General features: G+C 56.9%; 20 protein-coding genes. 10 read left to right on the top strand and 10 right to left on the bottom strand.

Going from position 1 to position 22,832, the window contains the following annotated elements; genetic code table 11:
• The first annotated feature begins 1 nt into the window (after position 1).
• Positions 2–1,375, top strand: a complete 1,374-nt coding sequence (locus AM218_RS08700; protein ID WP_054413515.1) for an alkaline phosphatase family protein — start codon at positions 2–4, stop codon at positions 1,373–1,375.
• A 48-nt stretch (positions 1,376–1,423) separates the two neighbouring features.
• Here the strand turns inward: AM218_RS08700 and AM218_RS08695 are convergent, their stop codons facing one another.
• Together AM218_RS08695 and AM218_RS08690 are read right to left on the bottom strand one after the other, a co-directional pair.
• Positions 1,424–1,792 (bottom strand): transmembrane 220 family protein, encoded by a 369-nt coding sequence (locus tag AM218_RS08695; protein WP_054413514.1) that lies wholly within the window; start codon positions 1,790–1,792, stop codon positions 1,424–1,426.
• 119 nt (positions 1,793–1,911) lie between these two features.
• A complete protein-coding gene (locus tag AM218_RS08690; RefSeq protein ID WP_157547593.1) occupies positions 1,912–2,202 on the bottom strand; it encodes a hypothetical protein in 291 nt (96 codons plus the stop codon).
• Positions 2,203–2,457: 255 nt separating this feature from the next.
• On the opposite strand from AM218_RS08690, the gene AM218_RS08685 reads away from it, so the two are divergent.
• The 3 genes from AM218_RS08685 to AM218_RS16755 all read left to right on the top strand — a co-directional run bounded on the left by AM218_RS08685 (position 2,458) and on the right by AM218_RS16755 (position 4,687).
• Complete coding sequence (locus AM218_RS08685; protein ID WP_157547592.1) at positions 2,458–3,168, top strand: phosphatase PAP2 family protein; 711 nt, start codon at positions 2,458–2,460, stop codon at positions 3,166–3,168.
• Positions 3,169–3,497: 329 nt separating this feature from the next.
• Positions 3,498–4,382: a DNA/RNA non-specific endonuclease gene (locus AM218_RS08680; RefSeq protein WP_054413511.1), complete on the top strand. Its 885-nt coding sequence runs from the start codon at positions 3,498–3,500 to the stop codon at positions 4,380–4,382.
• 89 nt (positions 4,383–4,471) lie between these two features.
• A complete protein-coding gene (locus AM218_RS16755; protein ID WP_157547591.1) occupies positions 4,472–4,687 on the top strand; it encodes a hypothetical protein in 216 nt (71 codons plus the stop codon).
• 199 nt (positions 4,688–4,886) lie between these two features.
• On the opposite strand, the gene AM218_RS08675 is transcribed toward AM218_RS16755, so the two are convergent.
• From AM218_RS08675 to AM218_RS08665, 3 genes are all read right to left on the bottom strand, one after another.
• Positions 4,887–5,618 carry a hypothetical protein gene (locus AM218_RS08675; RefSeq protein ID WP_157547590.1) on the bottom strand — a complete coding sequence of 244 codons (732 nt, stop codon included), beginning with the start codon at positions 5,616–5,618 and terminating at the stop codon, positions 4,887–4,889.
• A 93-nt stretch (positions 5,619–5,711) separates the two neighbouring features.
• Positions 5,712–6,458 (bottom strand): SDR family NAD(P)-dependent oxidoreductase, encoded by a 747-nt coding sequence (locus AM218_RS08670; RefSeq protein WP_054413509.1) that lies wholly within the window; start codon positions 6,456–6,458, stop codon positions 5,712–5,714.
• 21 nt (positions 6,459–6,479) lie between these two features.
• Positions 6,480–7,790: a family 1 glycosylhydrolase gene (locus AM218_RS08665; protein ID WP_054413508.1), complete on the bottom strand. Its 1,311-nt coding sequence runs from the start codon at positions 7,788–7,790 to the stop codon at positions 6,480–6,482.
• 385 nt (positions 7,791–8,175) lie between these two features.
• On the opposite strand from AM218_RS08665, the gene AM218_RS08660 reads away from it, so the two are divergent.
• The 6 genes from AM218_RS08660 (at position 8,176) to AM218_RS08635 (ending at position 14,859) form a co-directional block, all read left to right on the top strand.
• Entirely contained in the window at positions 8,176–9,573 is a 1,398-nt protein-coding gene (locus AM218_RS08660) for an exopolysaccharide biosynthesis polyprenyl glycosylphosphotransferase (protein ID WP_071843739.1), read from the top strand.
• A gap of 130 nt (positions 9,574–9,703) precedes the next feature.
• Positions 9,704–10,477, top strand: a complete 774-nt coding sequence (locus AM218_RS08655; protein ID WP_054413507.1) for a WecB/TagA/CpsF family glycosyltransferase — start codon at positions 9,704–9,706, stop codon at positions 10,475–10,477.
• Between the two features lie 240 nt (positions 10,478–10,717).
• Positions 10,718–11,611 carry a glucose-1-phosphate cytidylyltransferase gene (rfbF, locus tag AM218_RS08650; RefSeq protein ID WP_082318143.1) on the top strand — a complete coding sequence of 298 codons (894 nt, stop codon included), beginning with the start codon at positions 10,718–10,720 and terminating at the stop codon, positions 11,609–11,611.
• Positions 11,612–11,762: 151 nt separating this feature from the next.
• Positions 11,763–12,848 carry an NAD-dependent epimerase/dehydratase family protein gene (locus AM218_RS08645; protein WP_054413506.1) on the top strand — a complete coding sequence of 362 codons (1,086 nt, stop codon included), beginning with the start codon at positions 11,763–11,765 and terminating at the stop codon, positions 12,846–12,848.
• 66 nt (positions 12,849–12,914) lie between these two features.
• Positions 12,915–13,457, top strand: a complete 543-nt coding sequence (gene rfbC, locus AM218_RS08640; protein WP_054413505.1) for a dTDP-4-dehydrorhamnose 3,5-epimerase — start codon at positions 12,915–12,917, stop codon at positions 13,455–13,457.
• Between the two features lie 49 nt (positions 13,458–13,506).
• Complete coding sequence (locus AM218_RS08635; RefSeq protein ID WP_054413504.1) at positions 13,507–14,859, top strand: NAD(P)H-dependent oxidoreductase; 1,353 nt, start codon at positions 13,507–13,509, stop codon at positions 14,857–14,859.
• A 254-nt stretch (positions 14,860–15,113) separates the two neighbouring features.
• Here AM218_RS08635 and AM218_RS08630 read toward each other — a convergent pair whose 3' ends face one another.
• The 5 genes from AM218_RS08630 to AM218_RS08610 form a co-directional block, all read right to left on the bottom strand.
• Complete coding sequence (locus AM218_RS08630) at positions 15,114–16,148, bottom strand: glycosyltransferase family 2 protein (protein WP_054413503.1); 1,035 nt, start codon at positions 16,146–16,148, stop codon at positions 15,114–15,116.
• A gap of 36 nt (positions 16,149–16,184) precedes the next feature.
• The gene (locus AM218_RS08625) at positions 16,185–17,435 is read right to left on the bottom strand and encodes a glycosyltransferase family 61 protein (protein WP_082318142.1); all 1,251 of its coding nucleotides are present in this window, start codon (positions 17,433–17,435) and stop codon (positions 16,185–16,187) included.
• A 57-nt stretch (positions 17,436–17,492) separates the two neighbouring features.
• Entirely contained in the window at positions 17,493–18,449 is a 957-nt protein-coding gene (locus AM218_RS08620; RefSeq protein ID WP_054413501.1) for a GDP-L-fucose synthase family protein, read from the bottom strand.
• A 27-nt stretch (positions 18,450–18,476) separates the two neighbouring features.
• On the bottom strand, positions 18,477–19,589 hold the full coding sequence (gene gmd / locus AM218_RS08615) for a GDP-mannose 4,6-dehydratase (protein WP_054413500.1): 1,113 nt from the start codon (positions 19,587–19,589) through the stop codon (positions 18,477–18,479).
• Positions 19,590–19,851: 262 nt separating this feature from the next.
• Positions 19,852–22,824 carry an Ig-like domain-containing protein gene (locus AM218_RS08610; protein WP_157547589.1) on the bottom strand — a complete coding sequence of 991 codons (2,973 nt, stop codon included), beginning with the start codon at positions 22,822–22,824 and terminating at the stop codon, positions 19,852–19,854.
• Positions 22,825–22,832 lie beyond the last annotated feature (8 nt).

The raw sequence follows: 22,832 nt of genomic DNA, 5'->3' as shown, positions 1-22,832 counted from the left end.
TATGCGTAAAACAGTTGTGATTGATGTGGTAGGACTGACCCCGGCTTTGATAGGGGAGCATACGCCCTTTCTAAAGCGGTGGTCAGAAGAAGCAAAAATGGTTTCCGTCGGTCATGTGCTGCCCGCGGTAACCTGCTCGGTGCAATCAACCTACCTTACGGGTAAGTGGCCCACGGACCACGGCATTGTAGGCAACGGCTGGTATTTCCGCGACGAGTGTGAGCCCAGGTTTTGGCGGCAATCTAACCGGCTGGTAGAGGCCCCGAAAATCTGGGACGTTGCCAAAGCCGAGGACCCCACTTTCACCTGCGCCAATATCTGCTGGTGGTATGCCATGTACAGCACCGCCGATTACGTGGTAACCCCGCGCCCGCAGTACCTGGCCGATGGCCGCAAAATGCCCGACTGCTACACCTATCCCATGGAGCTGCGCCCCCAGCTGGAAGCCAAGCTGGGCCCGTTTCCGCTGTTTGAATACTGGGGCCCGCGCACCACCATCAACTCCAGCCGATGGATTGCCGAGGCCGCCATCGAAACCGATAAGCGCTACCACCCCACGCTCACGCTGGTTTACCTGCCGCACCTTGATTATAACGCCCAGCGCTACGGCCCCGGGGATAAAAGAGTAGCTACCGATTTACAGGAAATTGATGGGGTGTGCCAGCTCCTGGCCACCTATTTTGAAAGCGCCGGTGCGCAGGTTATTTTTCTGTCCGAGTACGGCATTGCTGAGGTTTCCCGCCCGGTGCATCTGAACCGCGTGTTGCGGGAAAACGGCTACCTCTCCATTCGGGAGGAGCGGGGCCTGGAGCTGCTGGATGCCGGCACCTGCCAGGCGTTTGCCCTGGCCGACCACCAACTGGCGCATATTTACGTTCAGGATCCTTCCAAAATAACGGCCGTGCGGGAGCTGCTGGAGAAAGTGCCCGGCGTGGACAGGGTGCTGGGTCCCGAAGAAAAAGCCGCCCACCACCTAAACCATGCCCGTGCCGGCGAGCTGATTGCGGTAGCTGAAAAGGGCGCCTGGTTTACGTATTACTATTGGCTGGATGATGCCCGGGCCCCGGATTTTGCCCGCATCGTCGATATTCACCGCAAGCCCGGCTACGACCCCGTGGAGATGTTCACCAACCCCACTATCCGGTTTCTGAAACCCAAAATAGGCCTGAAGCTGCTGCGAAAAAAGCTGGGTTTCCGGATGCTGATGGACATCATTCCGCTGGATGCCAGCCTCATAAAAGGCTCCCACGGACGAGAGCCCGAAACCCCTGCGGAAGGCCCGCTGCTGATGAGCCGCAGCCATCAGTTGTTGCCCCAGGATTCAATAGATGCGCCGGCCGTGTTTGACGTAATTCTAGCGCATTTACGGGCCTGAAATAAGCGAATAAGCTGAGGTTTTTTTGCCTGGAATAAGAGCCAATACTTAATGGGCAACGTGTTCAGGGGCTTTTACTTTAAACCTAGTCAGGTATACCCAATAGAGCAACAAAGCGGCTGCGCAAATTATCAATCCCAGCGCCTCGCGGCCTTCTTCAATATTGATGTCTTTCATGCCATTTTTCAGCGCTACTCCTTCCCAGTGTGCGGGCCACTGAAAATAGGAAAACACCAAAAAGACAATGGCCCCCAATGCCAGTAGCAGGGGTGGTACTCGCCGGCCGGTAAAAATCACGGCCGATATAACAGCCGGAAAAAGGTAAATCGGAATCCAGAGGTAAGGGTCGGGGTCGTTGTATTGTACGGCGGCAAAACCTAGGAATAGCAGGACCAGCAGGAAGGCAAAAACTCGCATAACGTGGATCTGGTTAGGATTTGAATAGAAGTAGTGTGACGGACGCCGTATGAGCTGTCCATTAGCACCTAGAGCACCTGGCAGGGAAAGAGCTAACTGCTTGTATTATTGGTAGCAGGTTAAGTAGAATAGCTAAGGGGCGCTTTGCGCAGGAACACCTGTCGCAGAATAGCCAGACCCTCCAGCACCAGCGCCCGCTGCTGCTCCCAGTTTAAATGGTTGTGGGGCGAGGGAGCCAATAGCTCTAGCACATCATCAGCCCGATGGGGGCGGACCGGCTCCTGGGCCAGATGCGTGAACAGAAAAGCGCGGGCCTGTTCCAGCGGGCTGTTGCGCCCTGTATCTGCTGCGTCTGCCGCTTTATCCAGAGCATAGCCCAATGTCTGGATCCGGGAAAGCAAATCGATCATTTCCATCAATGAAAATATAGAAGTAGTTTAATCGGTGTGCATGGATGCCTGAAAAACTTCATAAATATTATCTAATAAAAATATTTATTTGTTCTTCTGCGTGATTCTTTATTCAAGCAAGCGGGAGAGATGATAAAAGCGTTGAACCATAAGCAACTCAAAATCCGTGAACGTTGGCCCCCTAATCCTGGTTAATTATAAGCTCCGGGCTGCGCGGTAGCATATTAGGCAGCACCGGCTTTTTCAATACTGGCAGTGACTTCTCCGCAAATATTAGAGAAAGTAAAACACTGGCTACGGCGTCATCAGACCGTGATTGGCCTGTATGTGCTTGGCCTGCTGGTGCCTTGGATGCTCTTTATTGATCTGGCGGAGGATGTCTGGAAAGGGGAGGGGTTTGCGTGGGATCATATCATTCTGGACTGGCTACAGGCCCACCGTCACCCGGCGCTGGATAATCAGGCCGTGTTTCTCTCGCATTTGGGTGGTACGGGGGCTATGGGCGCTCTGACCTTGGCCATAGTAGGAGGGCACTTGCTGGTTGGCGCCCGGTGGCGGGCGGTGCTGATGGCAACTGCCATGGCCGGGGCCTGGCTATTGAACCTGTGGAGTAAAGCGCTGACGGCCCGCATCCGGCCTCTGGAATGGATTCCGCTGGTGGAGGAGCCGCCTGTGCCCGCCATGCGCTTCTCGTTTCCCAGTGGCCATGCCATGTTTGCGGCTGCTCTGGCCACGGCACTCTGCGTATTGCTGTGGCCCACGCGCTGGCGCTGGCAGGTCCTGATCATCGGGGCCTTTTGGGCCGGTGTTATTGGGTTAGCACGGGTGTACTTGGGGGCTCACTATCCTTCCGATGTGGTGGCTGGCTGGTTAGGCTCCATTGGCTGGGTTATCGGGCTGTACCTTTTGTTTTTTCGTCCTGCGCAAAAACAACAAGCGCGGAACGAGTTACGGACAATGCATTAGTCCGTCCTCAGCCAGCTGCACGGTGGGCTATGCCTTTTATGTATTTGGTTAATTTTTGCGTTTTGAATAAGCGCATAGAACTGGGCAGTAGCCTGAAGAGTCTGTTTCTCTAAGTGTAAATGCTTTCATAACCAGAACTATATAAGATTCACGTCTGAAACCGGTGGTTCAAGCTGTATATAATTTGGGCTTATCTGAGAATGTCCATAATTATATGGGGTGATAAAATTGTAAGAAAGCAAGGGCAATGGTAATCTTCCGGTAACGTACCGGCTTTTCTGCTGCTGCATCTTTGCTCTTCTCTATCTCACCACCCCAAACTAACCTGTATGAAGCAGAATCTTTTCCGAATGACCAGCCTGGCACTGCTGGGCACGCTGGCCTTTTCCTGTTCCAAAGAGGAACTGGTAGCTCCTCAGCCTACTACTACCGCCCAAACCAGTGCGGCAACGGCCACGCGGGACGGCAACTTAGCCCTGGGCAACCCCAGCGGCGCCATCACGGACGCTGCTCAATATTGGAACTACCTGCTGGTGAAGCCCCAATACACACTGAGCTACCACCGCGACCGGGGCACGCCCAACTGGGTGAGCTGGCACCTGAGCTCGGCCTGGCTGGGTTCTGCCGCCCGCCAGGACGACTTCCGGGCCGATAACACGCTGCCCGCCGGCTGGTATCAGGTATTGGCTTCCAGCTACTCCGGCTCGGGCTTCGATCGGGGCCACAACTGCCCCTCCGCCGACCGCACCGGCTCCATCAGCGACAACTCGGCCACCTTCCTGATGAGCAACATGATACCGCAGGCCCCACGCAACAACCAGCAGACCTGGGCCAGCCTGGAGAACTACTGCCGCACCCTGGCCGGACAAGGCAATGAGCTCTACATCATCATGGGGCAATACGGGAAAGGCGGCACGGGCTCGGCCGGCTACTTCACCACCATCAACAGCGGGCGCGTAACGGTGCCCAACCGCATCTGGAAAGTTATTGTGGTGCTGCCCAATGGCACGGGCGACGCCGCACGGGTGAGTTCCAGCACGCGCGTCATTGCCGTGGATACGCCCAACGACAATGGCCTGAGCACAAGCTGGGGCAGCTACCGCACCAGCGTGGATGCCATTGAGCAGGCTACCGGTTATAATTTACTCTCCGCCGTGTCCAGTACTGTACAAAGTACCATTGAATCTCGAATAGATTCAGGCCCAACCCAATAAAGCCTTCACTTTTACTTTATATTTAAAAAAGAGCCCGTTTGCACCTAGCAGACGGGCTCTTTTTTTTCGTAGTTTGCGTTATATCCATTATGACACAACCAACCAAACGTACCCGGACGCGGAAGCCCCAAGAATCTGCTCCTGTTGCCACCCTCTCTCATGCCGAGCATTTACAGATAATGCACACGCGGGAACAGGGCAAAACCGTAATGTACAAGCAGGATGCCTGGGGGCATATTGAAACCCGTTTCGTACGCACGCACAATGTGAAAGCCTGGGAAGCCAAGGGTTTTATTGTGCGTTAATTCAACTGAAAACGCAGCGTCGGCGCCGGTTCCGGAGTTCCCAGCATTATCCGGGAATTTTATATAACTGGCAGCCCCTGCGTCAACAGTTGCTTATTTAGTACTCCCTCCAAAAGGATAGACTGGAACAGCTTACCGCAGTTCCTTTGCTCCAGCAGATAGGTTAATCTGCTGGCTATTCGTTTTATAGATAGGGCAGTTACCTGAAAACACAGCTCACCCCGCTCCACATACTGGTAATTCTGGCCTTAGGTCCTGTACGGTCAAGGATTCCATAGAGGCCGGCAGAAGTGGAGAATTCCTGCCCTAGGCTGGTCTTTATCCCTTTTATTACATAAGCGCTTTCCAACTCAGCCCGGGTTGAGCCAATGCCAATTCCCGCCATCGTTGTTGGTTTATGAGAGTTGCTGGCAGGAGCTCCGACAGACCACCCGGCAAACAGCCAATCACCACCCTTTTTTTGCTGGAAGGCTACTGTTAAGCCGTTGCTCCAGGAAGCCATTTTTAAGGGGCCCACTCCGCATTCTGAATTCACCCCCACATTCGATACTTTCCGGGAGAATACCTTATTCAAGAGAGGAACCATTTGCTCTAATGGCATGCCAAGCGGTATTTCTTTAGTAGAGCCTGTTTGCTGATCTACTAATTGCAAGGCATTGGAGGTAAGGGCCACGGACTGCTTCTTTTCCGCGACTCTGGCCGGTGAGGCAGTATCTACTGGCAATGCGCTGCTTACATCCGGCTTAGGCATGGAGGCGGGCGAAGCTGGTACTTGAACTGCCTCCGGACTACTTTGGCAGCTAACCATACACAGCATAAGCAGCACCAAGCCCGCTAAGGCTTTTGTTAAGCGGATGTGAATTAGGGTAATACTTTGCTCGGGAGGCCCAGATGCTTTTTCTCGCCGGATTGTCTTATTCTGGTTGCGCATATGCCTTTGATATAAGTTGTTGATTATTATGGGGAAACCCTCTGCAAAGTGGGTGAGTTATAATGAGGCGAGTAAGTCGCCAGACTTAAGAATTTAGAGCCGGGTAAGGCGGCCGCCATCAATGCGCACTTCGGCGCCCTGCACGAAGTGGGCATCATCAGAAGCCAGATAGGCAATTGTAGCCGCCACGTCTTCGGGCTGGCCCACATTGGCTTTATCGATGCATTCCACCCCGCTTTTTATGTTGGGATTATCCCAGAGCATGGGCGTGTCGATGGCGCCGGGCAGAATAACGTTGGTGCGAATTCCTTTGGGCTTGCCTTCCAGGGAGGCCGAACGGGTGAGCGACAACAAAGCTGCCTTTGCCGCGGCATAAGGTGCCACCAACGGGCTGGTTTCCACGGCGTGTATGCTGGATACGTTTACAATGTTACCGCCGGGAGCCATGTGCATAAACGCCTGCTTGGTAAAATAGAAGGCACCCAGCAAATCTACGTTCAGGATCCGCAGCCAATCTTCCCCTGTTAGCTCTTCCAGGGGTTTAAACTGCATCAGCCCCGCATTATTCACTATTACATCCAGCCGCCCGAAGCGTTCCAGCGTGCCTGCTACAGTGGCTTCTACCTCAGCTTCAACGGCCACGTTGCACAGGCTGCCCCAGACCGCAGGGGCCCCGGCGTCCGTCACGGCCGGCACCGCGGCGTCTAGGTTAGTCTGTTTGTAGTCGGCTAAAACAATTCGGGCGCCCTCGCTGGCCAGGCGTTTGGCGGCCGCCAGGCCAATGCCACTGGCCCCGCCGGTAATGATGGCTACTTTATCCTGAAATCTGGCTTTCATCATAGGAGAGAGAGTTGGCAGGTACTAGACCCGCGGCGTGTTGGCCTGGGCCGTGGAGGCATCGGCGCTGTTTTTCTTGGCTTCCGCTTCCTGTTGTATAGCCCATATCCGGCTGCTTTCCCGGGGCATTACAATGGGCAATTGCAGGCACATGCTGTGGGTGGGTAGCACCTGCCGCCAGTCCTTAATCAGCTGCTTATAAGCCTTTCCTACGGGCCGGATGTTGCGGTCCAGGTCGTAAAGCCCCAGCGGGTTTACATTGCCATGATTCTTACGCAGGGCCGTGTCCCAGTCTACCTGGTCGGTGAGAGAGTACCAGGTGAAGCCCACAATGGGCACCCCGTCGTTGCGCACGCGGAGCACATTGGCCCATTCCTTCCAGAGCCAGTTCACGGCTTCTTCGCCCGTAGAGCCCTGGGCCAAGTTGGTTTCGGTATGCATTACCGGCAGGCGGTAACGGTCGTGGTACTGCGTGGTAATGACGTGGTAGCCGAAAACTTCGCCGGCCGGCCGGGTGCTGCCGTCGGAGGATACGCGGTGCTCGTTGGTCTTGTAATAGTCATTGCCCATGATGCAATGATGCTTCATCTTGTTGTGCATGAAGTAGTGATACTCGTCCCGGGTCATGCCGTTATCCATCAGATACTCATACATTTCTGACTCTACCCGGCGGCCGTAGTTAAGATCCAGGGACAAAAAGCGGCGCGCATTCATCATCTCGGCCGGGCGAATAGCGGCCGGGTTTTCGGCGTGGAAGTATTCCGATGATTCGCTCTGAATGAAAATGGCATCGGCGCGCACCTCCAGAATGGCCCGCATGGCCAGTAGGTTGGCCTTCACAATGTGCTTGAGGGCGGTAACAAAGCCATAGTGGGTGGTGAGCTGCTCATTCCACCACCCAAACAAACCGGAAAACTCCGCGCAGACGAACATCTCATTGACGGGCGTGTAAAGCTGCACCCAGGGAAAGCGCTTGGCAAAGGCCCGGGCATACTGCTCAAAAAGCGCCGGGAAATCGGGGTTCTGAAAATTTCCCAGCCAGTCGGGCAGCCCAAAGTGGCACAGATCTACAATAGGTGAGATGTTGCGCCGCAGCAGATCCTGGAAAGTTTCGTCGGCAAAGGACCAGTCATACTTCCCGGGACCCAGCCACGTCTTGTAAATGGGCGGGCCGTAGCGCAGAAAATGGATGCCCATTTCCTGCACCAGCTCAAAGTCTTTTTGCCAGTTCTGATAATGCCCGCATTTCTCCATCTCATCCACGCGCAACGTGCCGTTCTGAATGGTGGGGTTGCTGTTTTCAATACCGGTGGCGAAAAGGAAATGAGGACCCATACGAGAAAGAGAAGTAGCAGGAAATAAGAGTGTTTCCTCTGTTGCTTACTCAGATTGGGCCCGTGATGTTACTTTTTTGCGAGCCACCATGACCTCGCTCACGCATATAGAACGGTTCTCGGGTTGTCAAACCCGACGGGTGAATACAAGCGGGATGAGCTGAACTAAAGAACGGACCATGGAAATAACCAAAAGGTCCTTGGAAAGCCTCCTTCGCAACATAATACCTATCAGTAAACCATTGTAAATTATATTTTTGTATGAATTATCTTAAATATTTTTGACGTATGTTAATAAAATGTTATAATAAATATTGATTAAAGCATAAATTATTCCGTACTTCGGGTGTCCCCTAAAGTGTAACTGGCAGCTGTGAGGAAGTTTTATGGAACGTTATAGACACTATTCAGACGGCTCCCGCATAGTATTTCCTATTGTGGACGTGTTGGTCATTTTTGCGGCCTTCCGTATCACGAGCTGGTTTCTGTATGCCAGTTGGAGCTTTGAAGGGTATTCCCCGTTGCTGTTCGTCATCTTTGGCATGCTCTGGTGGATTCTCTCCGGGCAATACGCCAACATCTACCGCGTAGACAAGCTCATTACCTATCGGGAGAAGCTGCTGTACCTGCTGCGCACCTTTTTGCTGCATGCCGCAGTGGTGTTGCTGGGCGCTTTGCTGCTGCAGATTTACTGGGTGCCGCTGCGGTACTTATTTACCGTTTATGCCTTCTCAGTAATTGGGGTGGTTAGCATGCGCTTTCTGCTCACCTTCCTCTACCGCACCTACCATAAGGTGATATCCCGGCCGCATAGCCGCTACGTCATTGTAGGGGCCGGCGACTCCGGTCAGGAACTGTATCGGTTTCTGTTTTCCCATGACCCTATTGGCGACGAGTTTATGGGCTTTTTTGCCGATGAACCCGTAGCCGCCGGTTTGCGGCCCCTAGTGCGCGGCCCCCTGCAGAACCTGAAGGACTACTGCCTGCGCGCCCAGATTGATACGCTCTATTTCACGCTGCCCATGGATCAGCGGCACCTTATTGAGGAGCTTTCCCAATTTGCCGATGAGCATTTCCTGACCTTCCGCATCATCCCGGATTTCTGTGGCACGGTGCACAAAGAGGTAAATGTGTATTTCTATGATCATCTGCCCATTCTCACCATTCGCAGCCAGCCCCTGGGCATTCGCTACAACCAAACGCTGAAGCGCCTCTTCGACATTGGCTTTTCCCTGTTTGTGATTGTGGGCATTTTCCCGGTGCTGCTGCCCGTGCTGGCGCTGCTCATTAAGCTGGACTCGCCGGGCCCCGTATTCTTTAAGCAGATGCGCCCGGGCAAGCGCAACCAGCTGTTTCCATGCTACAAGCTGCGCACCATGCGCGCCGACCACCCACACCCGGAGCTGCAGGCCACCCACCAGGACCCCCGCGTTACCCGCGTGGGCCGCTACCTGCGCAAGTACAACCTGGACGAGCTGCCCCAGTTTTTCAACGTGCTGCTGGGGCATATGTCGGTAGTAGGGCCCCGGCCCAACATGATCAGCCAGCTGGAAGAATACTCCAAGTACATTACCACGTACCACATGCGCCACGCCGTAACGCCGGGCATTACGGGGTACGCGCAGGTAAACGGCTACCGCGGCGAAACCCGCGCCCCCCAGGCCATGGAAAAGCGCGTGGAGTACGACCTGCAATACATGGAAAACTGGTCGTTTGGCCTGGATATGAAAATCATTGGCCGCACCGTCTGGAACATGGTGAAAGGGGAGAAGAACGCCTATTAAGAGTAGCAAAGCGGCTTGACTGCTGCGCTGGCCAGGGTCGGGATCCCTCTGATCTATCCTACCTCAGTCCTCCGGAGCTAACTATGCCGCTGCCCGGTCTTTCAGCAATTCATTCATCTGCAATACTAACATGCTGCCCAAACAGCTGGTGCTGGACACCTGGATTTCGACAGGAACTACGGAACAGTTTGTCGACAGCATTCTGACGCTGGCTGCCCGGCGGGCATCGGAGTACGTGTGCTTTGCCAACGTGCACATGGTAGTAGAAGCGCACCGCCACCCCCAGTTTCGCCTGATAGTAAACCAGGCGGCCCTAGTAGCTCCCGATGGCAGCCCCGTGGCGGCCAGCGTGCGTTGGTTTGGCGGTAGTAAGCAGCCCCGCGTAGCCGGCATGGATCTGTTGCCGCAACTGCTGGCGGCCGCGGCGGAACAGGGCAAATCCGTGTTTTTCTACGGTACTACGCCCGCCGTGCTGGCCGCTATTGTGGCCCGTGCCCAGCACGAGCTGCCTGCTCTCCGCATTGCCGGCACGCTGTCGCCGCCTTTCCGCCCGCTTACTCCCGCCGAGGATGAGGCCGATGTAGCCGCCATCAATGCTAGTGGTGCTGATTTGGTTTTTGTGGCCCTGGGCTGCCCGCGCCAGGAGCGCTGGATGGCCGAGCATAAGGGCCGGATAGCCGCCTGTATGCTGGGCGTAGGGCAGGCCTTCATGGTATATGCCGGGCTGGAGCGGCGCCTTCCCCCGTGGGCCCGGCGGCTCTGGCTGGAATGGGCCTACCGGCTGTGGCTGGAACCCCGGCGCCTGTGGCGGCGCTACCTCACTACCAATACCCGCTTTGTTTACCTGGTAGCGGGTCGTCTGCTTACCCGGTTAGCCAGCCGGCCGCCCTTAGCGGCCGACTAACGCCCTTATAACTTATTCTTCTCTCAAGAGGCTAACCCCGAAGGGTGAGAGGTTTTGCTGTGTCTGTACTTTATTAATTATATGTATGATTTATATAAAAATTATTCATAATTTATATTGACATTATTATAATAATTACTACATTCATGCAACTTGTACCCACCTCAACAAAGCGTGGCGCGGTTCATCTTCCCTTGTCTTGTAGTCTGTTCTTCATTGCCCGTTAACAGTGCCTGTCCTATGAAAGCAGTGATATTAGCCGGGGGCTACGGTACCCGCATCAGCGAAGAAAGCGGCATTCGGCCCAAGCCCATGGTAGAGGTAGGAGGGCGGCCCATTCTCTGGCACATCATGAAGATATATGCCCACCACGGCATCCGCGACTTTGTCATCTGTTGCGGCTATAAGGGGTACATGATCAAGCAATACTTTGCCGATTATTTCCTGCGCAACTCTGATGTCACCTTCCGGATGGACCGCAACGAAATGCAGGTGCACCGCAACCACGCCGAGCCCTGGACGGTGACGCTGGTAGATACCGGCGAGAAAACCATGACCGGCGGCCGCTTGCGCCGCGTGCGCGAGCATCTCAACCCCAACGAGCCCTTCTGCATGACCTACGGCGACGGGGTGGGCGACGTGGATATCCGGGCCGCCGTGCGCTTTCACCGGGAGCAGGGCACGCTGGCCACGCTCACGGCCGTGCGCCAGCCCGGCCGCTTTGGAGTGTTCAACTTAAGTGAGGGCGAAGGCACCGTGGGCAGCTTTACCGAAAAGCCCGAAGGCGAAGCCACCCCCTGGATAAACGGCGGCTTCTTCGTGCTGGAGCCCGGCGTGCTCGACTACATTGAGAGCGACAATACCGTGTGGGAGAAAGACCCGCTGGAGCGCCTCGCGGCCAGCGGCCAGCTATCAGCCTACCGCCACCAGGGTTTCTGGCAACCCATGGATACCCTCCGCGACCGGAACCTGCTGGACGAGCTCTGGACCAAAGGTGAGGCTCGCTGGAAAGTATGGCCCGATGCCCCTGAGCCCGCTACCCCCGACCCCGTACTGGCCGAAATTCTGGCCGCTCCGGTGCAGGCGCCCCAGGGCGAGCGGGTAGCCAACCCCACCATCATTCCCGTGGACTGACCCACCTGTAAGCTACTGTCTTAAGGATATTTACAAAGGATTTTGCTGCCTTTGATACTTCAACTATGCCTGTTTGATATTGGTGTTTATCAATTGATTATTAGATAATTATGGATTATTTAATGCTTGTCTTTCAACCAACCTGCTTGCTATGAATCGTATTCTCATTACCGGTAATATGGGCTATGTGGGGCCGGGCGTGGTGCGCCAGCTGCGGCAGCGCTTTCCGCAGGCCGAGCTCATTGGCTACGATACTGGTTTCTTTGCGCACTGCCTCACGGGCGCCACCCGGCTGCCCGAAACCCGCCTCAACCGGCAAGTCTTTGGCGATGTGCGCCGCTTTCCGGCCGGGCTGCTGCAGGGTGTGGATGCCGTGGTGCACCTCTCCGCCATTTCCAACGACCCCATGGGCAAAGCCTTTGAGGAAGTAACGCTGGAAGTAAACCACCGCGCCGGCATCGAAATTGCCCGCCAGGCCAAGGCGGCCGGCGTGCACTCTTTCGTGTTTGCCAGCAGCTGCAGCATGTATGGCGCCGGGGGCGAGGGAGCCAAAACCGAGACCTCCTCGCTCAATCCGCTCACGGCCTACGCCCGCTCCAAGGTGCTCAGTGAGCAGGACCTGGCCCCGCTGGCCGATGATACGTTCCGGGTAACCTGCCTGCGCTTTGCCACCGCCTGCGGTTGGAGCGACCGGCTCCGGCTGGACCTGGTGCTCAACGACTTTGTGGCCGGCGCCGTGGCGGGCGGCCGCATCAGCATTCTGAGCGACGGCACTCCCTGGCGCCCCTTGATACACGTGCTGGATATGGCCCGCGCCATTGAGTGGGCCGTGCAGCGCCCCGCCGTGCTGGGTGGCGCCTTCCTGGCCATCAATGCCGGCTCCGACGAATGGAACTACCAGGTGCGTGACCTGGCCCAGGCCGTGGCCCACGCCCTGCCCGGCACTGCCGTAGAGCTCAACGCCGATGCCCCACCGGACAAGCGTTCCTACCGCGTCGATTTCAGCCTGTTCCGCGCCCTGGCCCCCGAGCATCAACCCCAGCATCATTTGGCCGATACCATTGCCGAACTGCGTGACGGCCTGCTTTCCATGGGCTTCCGCGACCCTGAATTCCGCTCCTCCCGCCTTATGCGTCTGCGTGTGCTCACCGACCTGCGCGAAAGCCAGCAGCTGACCGATACGCTGTATTGGGCCCCGGCCCCGGTGGCTGCTCCCGTGCCCGCCGAGGTAATCTAGTCCGCTTCCTGCTTGCCCTTTTTATCCTCCGTGTCTCTCTTCCTTTTCCCTAAACCATATGATGTTATGATTTTTACTGAGACTGAACTATCTGGGGCTTACATCATTGATGTGGAGCGAATGAGCGATGAGCGAGGATTTTTTGCCCGGTCGTGGTGTGAGGATGAATTTCGGGAGCACGGCATTTTATATCCTCCGCTGCAGGCCAATGTAAGCTCTAACCCGCGCCGGGGTACGTTGCGCGGCATGCACTACCAGCTGCCGCCGCATGAGGAAACCAAGCTGGTGCGCTGCACCCGCGGCGCCGTGTACGATGTGATTGTGGATCTGCGGGAGGAGTCGCCCACCTACGGGCAGTGGCTGGGCGTGGAGCTCACCGCCGACAGCTTCCGGATGCTGCTGGTGCCCGAGCGGTTTGCGCACGGCTTCCTCACGCTGGTCGATAATTCCGATGTGTTCTACCAGGTATCGGCCAAGTACGCGCCGGGTGCCGAGCGCGGCCTGCGCTGGAACGACCCCTCCATTGCCATCAAGTGGCCTTTCCAGCCCAGTGTAGTTTCCGCCAAGGATAGCAGTCATCCTGATTTTCAGCTTCTAATATCTCAGTAGCGCCGCTGAATAGTAGCTCGGCCGTTCACCCTTTCATGCTTTGTAGGATATGATTTTAGTGGATACTGCGTTGCAAAAACGGGCTCAGGCCCGGAATCCTATTCGGGTGGCCATGGTGGGCGCCGGGTTTATGGGCCGCGGGGTGGCGCTGCAAATCTGCCGCTACGTGCCGGGTATGGAGCTGGTGGCTATTGCCAACCGCTCCGTAGACAAAGCCCGGCAGGCCTACCTGGCGGCCGGCACCGGCCCCGTGCGGGAAGTGGCCTCGGTGGCGCAGCTGGAAGAATGCATCCGCCAGGGCGTACCCGCCGTGACGGATGATGCCCTGCTGCTATGCCGCGCCGAAGGAATTGACGCTATTATTGAAGTAACGGGCGCCGTAGAGCACGGGGCGCACGTGGCCCTGGAGGCCATCGGGCACCGCAAGCACCTGATTCTACTGAATGCCGAGCTGGATGGTACCGTAGGGGCTATTCTGAAAGCCTATGCGGATGAGGCCGGCGTTATCTACTCTGTTTCTGATGGCGACCAGCCGGGCGTGACTTTAAACCTGGTGCGATTTGTAAAAGGACTGGGCGTGAAACCCGTGCTGTGCGGCAACATAAAAGGCCTGCACGACCCCTACCGTAACCCCACCACCCAGGAAGGCTTTGCCCGGCAATGGGGCCAGAACCCCAGCATGGTCACCAGCTTTGCCGATGGCAGCAAAATCAGCTTTGAGCAGGCCTGCATTGCCAATGCCACGGGCATGCGCGTAGCCCAACGGGGCATGTACGGGCCCACCGTACCCACTGGCACGCCCATCAGCAAAGCCGCCGAATGGTACCCACATGAGCAGCTGTTGGATGGCGGCCCCGGCATTGTAGACTATGTGGTGGGCGCCGAGCCCGGCCCCGGCGTGTTCGTGCTGGGTACCCACGACGACCCTGTGCAGCAGCATTACCTCAAGCTCTATAAGCTGGGCCCCGGCCCGCTGTACTGCTTCTACACGCCCTATCACCTCTGCCATTTCGAGACGCCCACCACCGTAGCCCGGGCCGTGCTGTTTCAGGATGCCGCGCTGGCGCCGCTGGGCCGCCCCACGGTGGAGGTAATTACCGCGGCCAAAGTGCCGCTCTTCGCGGGCCAGGTGCTGGATGGCATCGGGCATTACCATACCTATGGCCTGGCAGAAAACTACGAGGTGGCCCACCAGCAAAACCTGCTGCCCCTGGGCGTAGCCGAAGGCTGCCGTCTGCGCCATGATGTGCCTCAGGATCAGGTGTTAACATATGATGATGTAGAACTGCCCACCGGCCGTTTAATTGATAAGCTGCGCCGGGAACAGGAAGCTCGTTTTCCTTTGACAATCAGCGAAGCCCTCAACGAACCAGCACAAAACATGGCACAGGCCGCTTCCTAAGGTTGCCAGTGCTGCCCAGCACCAGGAGCAGCTGTTGCCTTCCGGTACCTTCTAGGCAGGCTGTGTTAGATACCAGTATCACTCAAAACACCTTTGCCGCTCGTGCTACCCTGAAATAAAGTGGGCACGGTGGTAAAGGTGTTTTTTGGTGAAAGAAAAGCCAAAATGGTATGGGAAAACAGACAGGCTTGACAGAGCGTACTGTGCCCTTCTAAACGGTCGGAATGAGAAGCTGCAAAAGGCGTACCCAACTGCTACCCAGCAGCGGCAACGGGTGCCCAGCCTTCCCGGGCCCGGCTTTGGATGAGCTGGCGGGAAATCAAGATTTCTTTGCGGTGCTGCCACACGTAGCGCAAGGCGCTTAAGGATGTCCGTTCGGCCACCAGCATATAGGCCAGAATAGCCAGCTGCCGGGGAAGGGCCCGCGTTACCATCTGCCATACCTGCTTGCGGGGCGTATTTTTGATGAGCATAATCCACTGATTACGAACCGCATTAGCCCGCACCTTCCGGCTCATGCGCAGGCGCACGCGCAGGTTGGTAGGCTGAAACTGCCGCGGATGAATGGCCCGGCAGGCAGGTTCAAATAGCGTGCGCCAGCCCAGCAGTTTTCCCCGCCAGGCCACGTCCCAGTCTTCTTTGTGCGCAAAAAAGCGAGGGTCGAAAAACTCGCCTTCTACCCGTAAATCATCAATAAAACGCCGACGGTACAAAGGCAGGGCACCATCGGCGCCGTCTACATATCGTGGGGCCAGCGGTCCGGCCTGGCTCTGGCGCACCCCGTGCAAACGCAGGGCAAAGCGGCCATCTGGCAGGGCCTGCATGCCGGCGCTGTCAATACGGGCATCTTCTTCCGGGCTTTGCAGCAGCAGGCCGCATACTACACCAATACGCTCATCTTTTTGCAGGGCGGCCAGGGCGCGCTCCAGGTAATCGGGGGCAAGGTCGGTGTCCGGGTTTACCAGCAGCACGGCCTCGGAGCTGGTGCGGTTGAGAGTGTAGTTGTGGCCGCCGCAAAAGCCGGTATTGGTGTCCAGGCGGTGCAGCTTGATGCGCTTATCGGTTTCGGCCAGCGAGGCTACAATAGCGCAAGTATCATCAGCAGAAGCATTGTCCACTACCCACAGCTCAAAGTTACGGTGCGTCTGGGCCAGCACGGAGAGCAGGCAGGCCTCAATGGAGTCGGCGCTGTTCCAGGTTACGATGGAAAGCGTCACGGGAGCCTGCGCGTCCTTCTCAGCAGAGGGCGCCGGCGGGGAGGCAATAGCGGCGGGAGAGGCAGTAAACATGGCGGTAGAACAACTAAAGAAGGAGGCCGCCCGCACTTAGTAGCCGGCCTGGGTGACGGGGGCCGAAGTAAAGTGTTCCAGCATGGCGTGCTCTACCTGGCGGCGCAGGGCGGGCAGATCTACCAGCAGGTGGTCGGCATTGGCGGCTAAGCGGGTATGGCTGGCGTGAGGCGAGGGGCATACCAAATGCTGGTAGCCGATATCGAGCCGGGCACTTAGCTCCAAAAAATCGGCCACCACAAAATTCTTCGGGAACAGCTCAATAAGCTGCGTGCCGGGCGAGCTGAAGACGATATTGGCCAAGCCCGCGCCCACCGGGGCCACTATTACTTTGGCCCGCGCGAAAAGCGCAATTTTCTCGGCCTGCGTGTAGGGGGTAAGCACGTGGGTTTCGAAGCCATAAGGCCGCAGCATGGCTTCCAGCTCGGGCTCATTCAGTACGTGGCGGAAGGCGGCGTCGCGGCGGCTGATATAAATGTAGGAGCCAAAAGGACGATCAATCGGGGGAGGGGGCAGGAGCACATCCCGCAGGAATTCGCAGGCCCAGATGGGCGTATGGGTGAGGGTGCCGCGCACGGCGGTGGTAACTACCAGCTGCCGGGCCCGCACATGGGGGTGCGATTTTACATCCAGCAGCTGCTCGGGCCGGATACCCATTTGCTGCGTGGTTTGCGCCACAAACGGCAAGGACTTATCATACACCAGAAAGTAGTCGATGCTGCTGAGCAGGCCGGCCTCGCGCACCAGGTGCAGGCGGGGCAGGGAGTCGATGATCCAATGGTAATAGTTGCCATTAGCCGCGCCCCCACCCGAGAGCAGGCTGCAAACCGAGCCAGCTACTTCCAGGGGCTCCTGGAAAAAGCGCTGCTGAAAGATGTTGTTGCGGGCAGCATCCAGCAGGTCCCATTCCTTTTTGGTGTATTGAAAGGATATGTCGCCCATCAGGCCGCCATCGGCCGCCAGCACCGCCACGCTATTGGGGTTATCGGCGTAGATGCGGCCGTTTTTCAGGACCACCACGGCGGCAGCGGGTACTTTTTCCGTGCGGTTGGGCTTGCTGTAGAGGCCCCCAAAATCGGAGGCCTGCTGGTAAAAGTCCTCGGGCACGTGCACGTGGGAAGTGCCAGCCGGCAAGATTTCATAGTAAGCCACCTGGCTGCCGGGGCAGGCGGCCAGCTCCTGGCTGCTGGGGTGCACGCCCGTGGGCCGGTAGTGCAGCTGGTAGGGAACTACTTCGCGCAAAAAGCGGCCGGCCTTTCGCCCCGCCCGGACTACTAAATTGTGCATGAGCCCATTAGAAAAAAGGTAAGAGAGACAAAGAAGGCAGGATCAGAAAGCAGTTAATCAGGCTAAAATGGTTGCCGGCTGAGGCGCTTCCCGCTTCCAGTCGGCGGCGGCTATTACCTGGCGCAGGCCCTCGCGCAACTCAATGCGGTGGTGCCAGCCCAGGGCATGCAGGCGGCTAACGTCCAGTAGCTTGCGTGGGGTACCATCGGGGCGGGCAGGGTTGAATACCAGCTGGCCGTGGTAGCCGCTTAGCTCGGCAATCATCTCCGCTAGCTCCCGGATACTGAGGTCCTCGCCGGTGCCGATGTTCACGGGCTCGGCGCCATCGTAGTGCTGCATCAGGTGCAGGCAGGCGCTGGCCAGGTCATCCACGTGCAGGAACTCGCGGCGGGGCGTGCCGGTGCCCCATACTTCCACGCTGGGCTGCCCGGTGGCCGCCGCCTCGCTGAACTTGCGCAGCAGCGCGGCCGCCACATGGGAGTTTTCAGGGTCGTAGTTATCGTGGGGGCCGTAGAGGTTGGTGGGCATTACCGTAATAAACCGGCAGCCATACTGAGTGCGGTAGGCTTCGCAGAGCTTGAGGCCGGCTATTTTGGCAATGGCGTAGGGCTCATTGGTGGCCTCCAGCGGGCCCGTGAGCAAATACTCCTCTTTGATAGGCTGCGGAGCCATTTTGGGGTAAATGCAGGAGGAGCCCAGGTACAGCAGCTTGCGCACGCCCTGCCGGTAGCTGGCATGGATAACGTTGGCCTCAATCAGCAGATTATCATAGAGAAAATCGGCGCGGTAGGTGTTGTTAGCGTGGATTCCGCCCACTTTGGCGGCGGCCAGCCACACATAGTCGGGCCGCTCCCGGGCGAAGAACTCCTCCACGGCGGCCTGGTTGCGCAAATCCAGCTCCTGGGAAGTGCGCGTTATCAGGTTGGTAAAGCCTTCGTGCCGCAGCAGGCGCACCACCGCTGCGCCTACCATACCGCGGTGTCCGGCTACATAAATCTTAGCGTTTTTTTCCATGCGCGGGGAGAGGAAAGTCAAAAGGGCCTATTCATAGTAATTGAGGATGCGGTGGCCAGCTTCCAGGAGCACGGCATCGCGCCGGAACAGCTGCACATCGGCCTGTACCATGTCGCTGACCAGGGCCGGCAGGTCGTACTGGGGAACCCAGCCCAGGCGGGTGCGGGCCCGGGTAGCATCGCCAATCAGCAACTCTACCTCCGTGGGCCGGAAATAAGCGGGGTCGATGGCTACCACCTCCTGCCCGGGCAGCAGCTGGTAGTCGGGGTTGGTGCACTGCACCACCGTGGCGGTTTCCTTTTCGGCCTCGCCCTGAAAGCCAATTTCAATGCCCAGCTCCGCAAACGCCAGCCGCACAAACTCGCGCACGGTGGTGGTCACGCCAGTGGCAATCACAAAGTCATCGGGGGTGTCCTGCTGCAGAATGCGCCACATGGCTTCCACATAGTCTTTGGCATGGCCCCAGTCGCGCTTGGCGTCCAGGTTGCCAAGATAGATTTTGGGCTGCAGGCCCAGGGCAATGCGGGCCACGCCGCGCGTGATTTTGCGCGTCACAAACGTCTCGCCCCGCAGCGGCGACTCATGGTTGAACAGGATGCCGTTACAGGCATACATGCCGTAGGCCTCGCGGTAGTTCACTGTAATCCAGTAGCCATAGAGCTTGGCCACGGCGTAGGGCGAGCGGGGGTAGAAGGGGGTAGTTTCGCTTTGCGGCACCTGCTGCACCAGTCCGTACAGCTCCGAAGTGGAGGCCTGATAGATGCGCGTTTTCTGCGTGAGGCCCAGAATGCGCACGGCCTCCAGCACGCGGAGCGTGCCCAGCCCGTCCACATCGGCGGTATACTCGGGCGTATCAAAGGACACCTTCACGTGCGACATGGCCCCGAGGTTGTAAATCTCATCGGGCTGCACTTCCTGGATGATGCGGATCAGGTTAGTGGAGTCAGTCAGGTCGCCGTAGTGCAGGCGGAAGCGGATGTCCGTCTCGTGCGGATCCTGATATAAGTGGTCGATACGGTCGGTATTGAAAAGGGAGGTGCGCCGCTTAATACCGTGTACCTCGTATCCTTTTTCCAGCAGCAGCTCCGCGAGGTAAGCACCGTCCTGCCCGGTAATGCCGGTGATAAGGGCTCTTTTCATAAGTAGAACTAATCAAAAGTGAAAGCAATGCTGAATAGCCCATTGTTAGAACTATGTTTACAAATAATTGTATTTAAAATGATAATGTCAATATAATCTATGAAAATATTTATTTGAAATTGTGTTTAAAATGAAAAAATATGTGCTGCATTTTTGAGATGCTCAGGGCAAGGATTAATGGAAAACAGAAAAGCCCGATCCATATGGACCGGGCTTTTCAAGTAGGGCAAGTGGTGCAGGTACCACCTGTAGTTAGGAAGGATTAGGCAATTTTAGGAGCCAGCGCCCACTGACGGGCATTCAGCGCTGGTACTACCACTGCCGTAGCCGTGAAGGCGGGCAGCTGCACCAGACCACCAGCCATTGGCGTGGGATACACGCTGGCCGGGGCCGAAGCCACGTTCAGGGAACCCGCGGCCGGGGTGAAGATGCTGGCCGTAGTGGTTTGCTTGTATACTTCCACACCGGAGAGGTTGACGGTGCCACCGGTGGTGGTCACGTTCAGCACGCCATCGGTGATGTTAGCCGCATATGGCCCCAGCTTCTTCCAGGTACCGGCGCTGCCGGAGACAATGCCCGTCTGTACGGACTGGCCTTCTACCTGCACACTAAATGTTTCGGAGTAGTTATCCTCCCACACGTACAGATACACCTGGTAGCTGCCGTTGGTCATGCTCGTCATCTTAAAGTCTACCGTATTGGTATACTTCGAGGACCGGATCATGGCCGTGCGGGCGGCGTCCGTGCTCGGAATCAAGGCCACGGTGGTCTTGTTGTGCAGCGTGCCGTTCATGGAGTAGTTGGGGGCGGCGTTGCCTTCCCAGCTCTTGCCATCAATGGTGGAGGCAGCTCCGTTCAGGTCAATGGCCCGGTAGAAGGCGGTGGTCGTCGTAGGCGTCGTGGTCGTAGTAGCGGCTTTCACCGATACGCTTACGGCACCCGAAGTAGTAGCGGCGGCGCTGTTATCCGTAGCCTTGGCCGTGAGGCTGAAGGTGCCGGTTGCGGTAGGCGTCCAGCTCAGCTCGTAAGGAGAAGAGGTGTCCTCGCCCAGCTTGGTAGAACCTGAGAAGAACTCTACTTTGCTCACCGTACCATCAGCATCTGAAGCCGAAGCCGTCAGCTTGATAGCCGTATTTACCGTAGGAGCCGTGTTCGAAGCCGTCAGGCTTACCGAAGGAGCTTTGTTAGCTGTGGTCGTAGTGGTGGTTGAACCAGCCCATACTTCCACACCCGAAAGGTTTACCGTACCGCCCGTAGTGGTCACGTTCAGCACGCCGTCGGTGATGTTGGCGGCGTATGGCCCCAGCTTTTTCCAGGTACCGGCGCTGCCGGAGACAATGCCCGTCTGCACGGACTGGCCTTCTACCTGCACACTAAAGGTTTCCGAGTTATTGTCTTCCCACACGTACAGATACACCTGGTAGCTGCCGTTTGCTATGCTGCTCATCTTAAAGTCTACCGCGTTGGTATACTTCGAAGAGCGAATCATGGCCGTGCGAGTGGCATCTGTGCTCGGAATCAGCGCTACCGTTGTGCTATTATGCAGCGTGCCGTTCATGGAGTAGTTGGGGGCGGCGTTGCCTTCCCAGTTCTTACCATCAATGGTCGAAGCAGCTCCGTTCAGGTCAATAGCCCGGTAGAAGGTACCGGCTACCGGCGTAGTGGTAGGAGGAGGCGTGGTGCTGGTAGCAGCCTGTACGCTTACACTCACCGCCGCTGAAGTAGCCGTGCCACCCGCATTGTCCGTGGCTTTCGCCGTCAGGCTCACCGAGCCCGAAGCCGTAGGCGTCCAGCTCAACTCGTAAGGAGAAGAGGTATCCTCGCCCAGCTTCGTCGAGCCCGAGAAGAACTCCACTTTGCTCACCGTACCATCCGCATCCGAAGCGGAAGCCGTCAGCTTGACGGCCGTGTTTACTGCCGGAGAGGTAGAAGATGATGTGAGGCTTACCGTAGGCACCTTGTTTGTGGTGGTAGTAGGGGGGGTAGTGGTAGTACCGCCGCCGCTGCCGCCAACACCAATTTTAACGTTGTTGCTGCTCAGCTTATTCTGCCAGATGGTCCACTCATTCTTCTCCGTGTCCAGCGTAATGGGGTTAGGCATGTGCTGGGTGTTGGTGGCAATCTGCAGGCCGTAGTCGGCCTCATCGTTACGGTTAGCATAAGGGCGGTTGTAGCCCCACTTCACGTAGCCAATGGTATTGTTATCTACTCTGTGGTTGTAGAAAACGCTGCTCGAGAGATTGTTGTAGTTGAAGATGGCCACTCCGGAGTAAGCTGCGGGGAGCTTGGTCGTGCCATCCGGCATCAGCGCTGCCGTTACAATACGGTTGTGGTGGTAGTAAATGTCGTGGCCGGCGGCCAGGTTCATACCACCGTTGCAGATGCTGACAAACTGGTTGTTGAAAGACTCGATGAAAGCTGGCAGAGCGCCATCCTTCAGGCCGTCCGTAATCATGCCCGTGCCATAGAAAGACGTACCCGTAGCCGGATATGGATAGGCTCCCTGAATGTAGTTGTCGTGCACTTTGGCCCAGGCCCCCGATACTCCGCCCGAGCTATAGAAGTTGATATTATCTTCTACCAGCGAGTTATTAGGGGTGTTTACTACCTCATTCCAGGCAATTTCAATGTTACCGATGTTGGTAACCTTATCCATTCCTACAAAGTTGGCTTTGGTACCACCACCGTTGCGGTAGCGGGAGTCAATGTTCCGCACCTGGTTGCGCAGGATCGTCAGGGTCTGAGAAGGCGAACCATCACCCGTCCATTGGTGAATGGTAATGCCCGTGGTTTGCTCCAGATAGTTGTTTTCTACCCGAACCGACTTAGCGGCGTGCGTAGCCAAGAAGCGGCCGCGACGGATATTATCCTGGCTAGGCGTGAGGCCATAGCTTTTGCAGTTGCGAACCGTAAGTACAGCACCACCATTGACAGCCGAAATATGGTCGCCGGCACTGGCAATGATACAGCCATCCAGAATAACCGGCTCGGAAGTGGCAATCTTAATGGCCGGCGTATTAGAATCGGTACTACGGTAGTTGCCCGTGTATGTACCGCCTTTTGAAATCGTAATAGGACCTTGATAGGTCACGTTGGGTGCTTGCGCAGCAGCCCGGAATGTAGCCGGACCAAACCCTAATACCAACAGCACGAACGCCAACAGCGGCAGAAAGCGTGCACCAGAGGATGTTGTGTTGTAGGCGTACCCAAACCAGTTTCCAGAGGTTTTTTGCATTCTGTGTT

Origin of the sequence: Hymenobacter sp. DG25A, assembly GCF_001280305.1 — a bacterium.
Classification (GTDB): Bacteria; Bacteroidota; Bacteroidia; order Cytophagales; family Hymenobacteraceae; genus Hymenobacter.
This window is presented reverse-complemented; position numbering and strand designations above follow the sequence as displayed.

Coding starts and splice junctions, on each gene's coding strand:
- AM218_RS08700 (WP_054413515.1), top strand. CDS start 2: ATGCGTAAAACAGTTGTGATTGATGTGGTAGGACTGACCCCGGCTTTG.
- AM218_RS08695 (WP_054413514.1), bottom strand. CDS start 1,792: ATGCGAGTTTTTGCCTTCCTGCTGGTCCTGCTATTCCTAGGTTTTGCC.
- AM218_RS08690 (WP_157547593.1), bottom strand. CDS start 2,202: ATGATCGATTTGCTTTCCCGGATCCAGACATTGGGCTATGCTCTGGAT.
- AM218_RS08680 (WP_054413511.1), top strand. CDS start 3,498: ATGAAGCAGAATCTTTTCCGAATGACCAGCCTGGCACTGCTGGGCACG.
- AM218_RS16755 (WP_157547591.1), top strand. CDS start 4,472: ATGACACAACCAACCAAACGTACCCGGACGCGGAAGCCCCAAGAATCT.
- AM218_RS08675 (WP_157547590.1), bottom strand. CDS start 5,618: ATGCGCAACCAGAATAAGACAATCCGGCGAGAAAAAGCATCTGGGCCT.
- AM218_RS08670 (WP_054413509.1), bottom strand. CDS start 6,458: ATGATGAAAGCCAGATTTCAGGATAAAGTAGCCATCATTACCGGCGGG.
- AM218_RS08665 (WP_054413508.1), bottom strand. CDS start 7,790: ATGGGTCCTCATTTCCTTTTCGCCACCGGTATTGAAAACAGCAACCCC.
- AM218_RS08660 (WP_071843739.1), top strand. CDS start 8,176: ATGGAACGTTATAGACACTATTCAGACGGCTCCCGCATAGTATTTCCT.
- AM218_RS08655 (WP_054413507.1), top strand. CDS start 9,704: ATGCTGCCCAAACAGCTGGTGCTGGACACCTGGATTTCGACAGGAACT.
- rfbF (WP_082318143.1), top strand. CDS start 10,718: ATGAAAGCAGTGATATTAGCCGGGGGCTACGGTACCCGCATCAGCGAA.
- AM218_RS08645 (WP_054413506.1), top strand. CDS start 11,763: ATGAATCGTATTCTCATTACCGGTAATATGGGCTATGTGGGGCCGGGC.
- rfbC (WP_054413505.1), top strand. CDS start 12,915: ATGATTTTTACTGAGACTGAACTATCTGGGGCTTACATCATTGATGTG.
- AM218_RS08635 (WP_054413504.1), top strand. CDS start 13,507: ATGATTTTAGTGGATACTGCGTTGCAAAAACGGGCTCAGGCCCGGAAT.
- AM218_RS08630 (WP_054413503.1), bottom strand. CDS start 16,148: ATGTTTACTGCCTCTCCCGCCGCTATTGCCTCCCCGCCGGCGCCCTCT.
- AM218_RS08625 (WP_082318142.1), bottom strand. CDS start 17,435: ATGCACAATTTAGTAGTCCGGGCGGGGCGAAAGGCCGGCCGCTTTTTG.
- AM218_RS08620 (WP_054413501.1), bottom strand. CDS start 18,449: ATGGAAAAAAACGCTAAGATTTATGTAGCCGGACACCGCGGTATGGTA.
- gmd (WP_054413500.1), bottom strand. CDS start 19,589: ATGAAAAGAGCCCTTATCACCGGCATTACCGGGCAGGACGGTGCTTAC.
- AM218_RS08610 (WP_157547589.1), bottom strand. CDS start 22,824: ATGCAAAAAACCTCTGGAAACTGGTTTGGGTACGCCTACAACACAACA.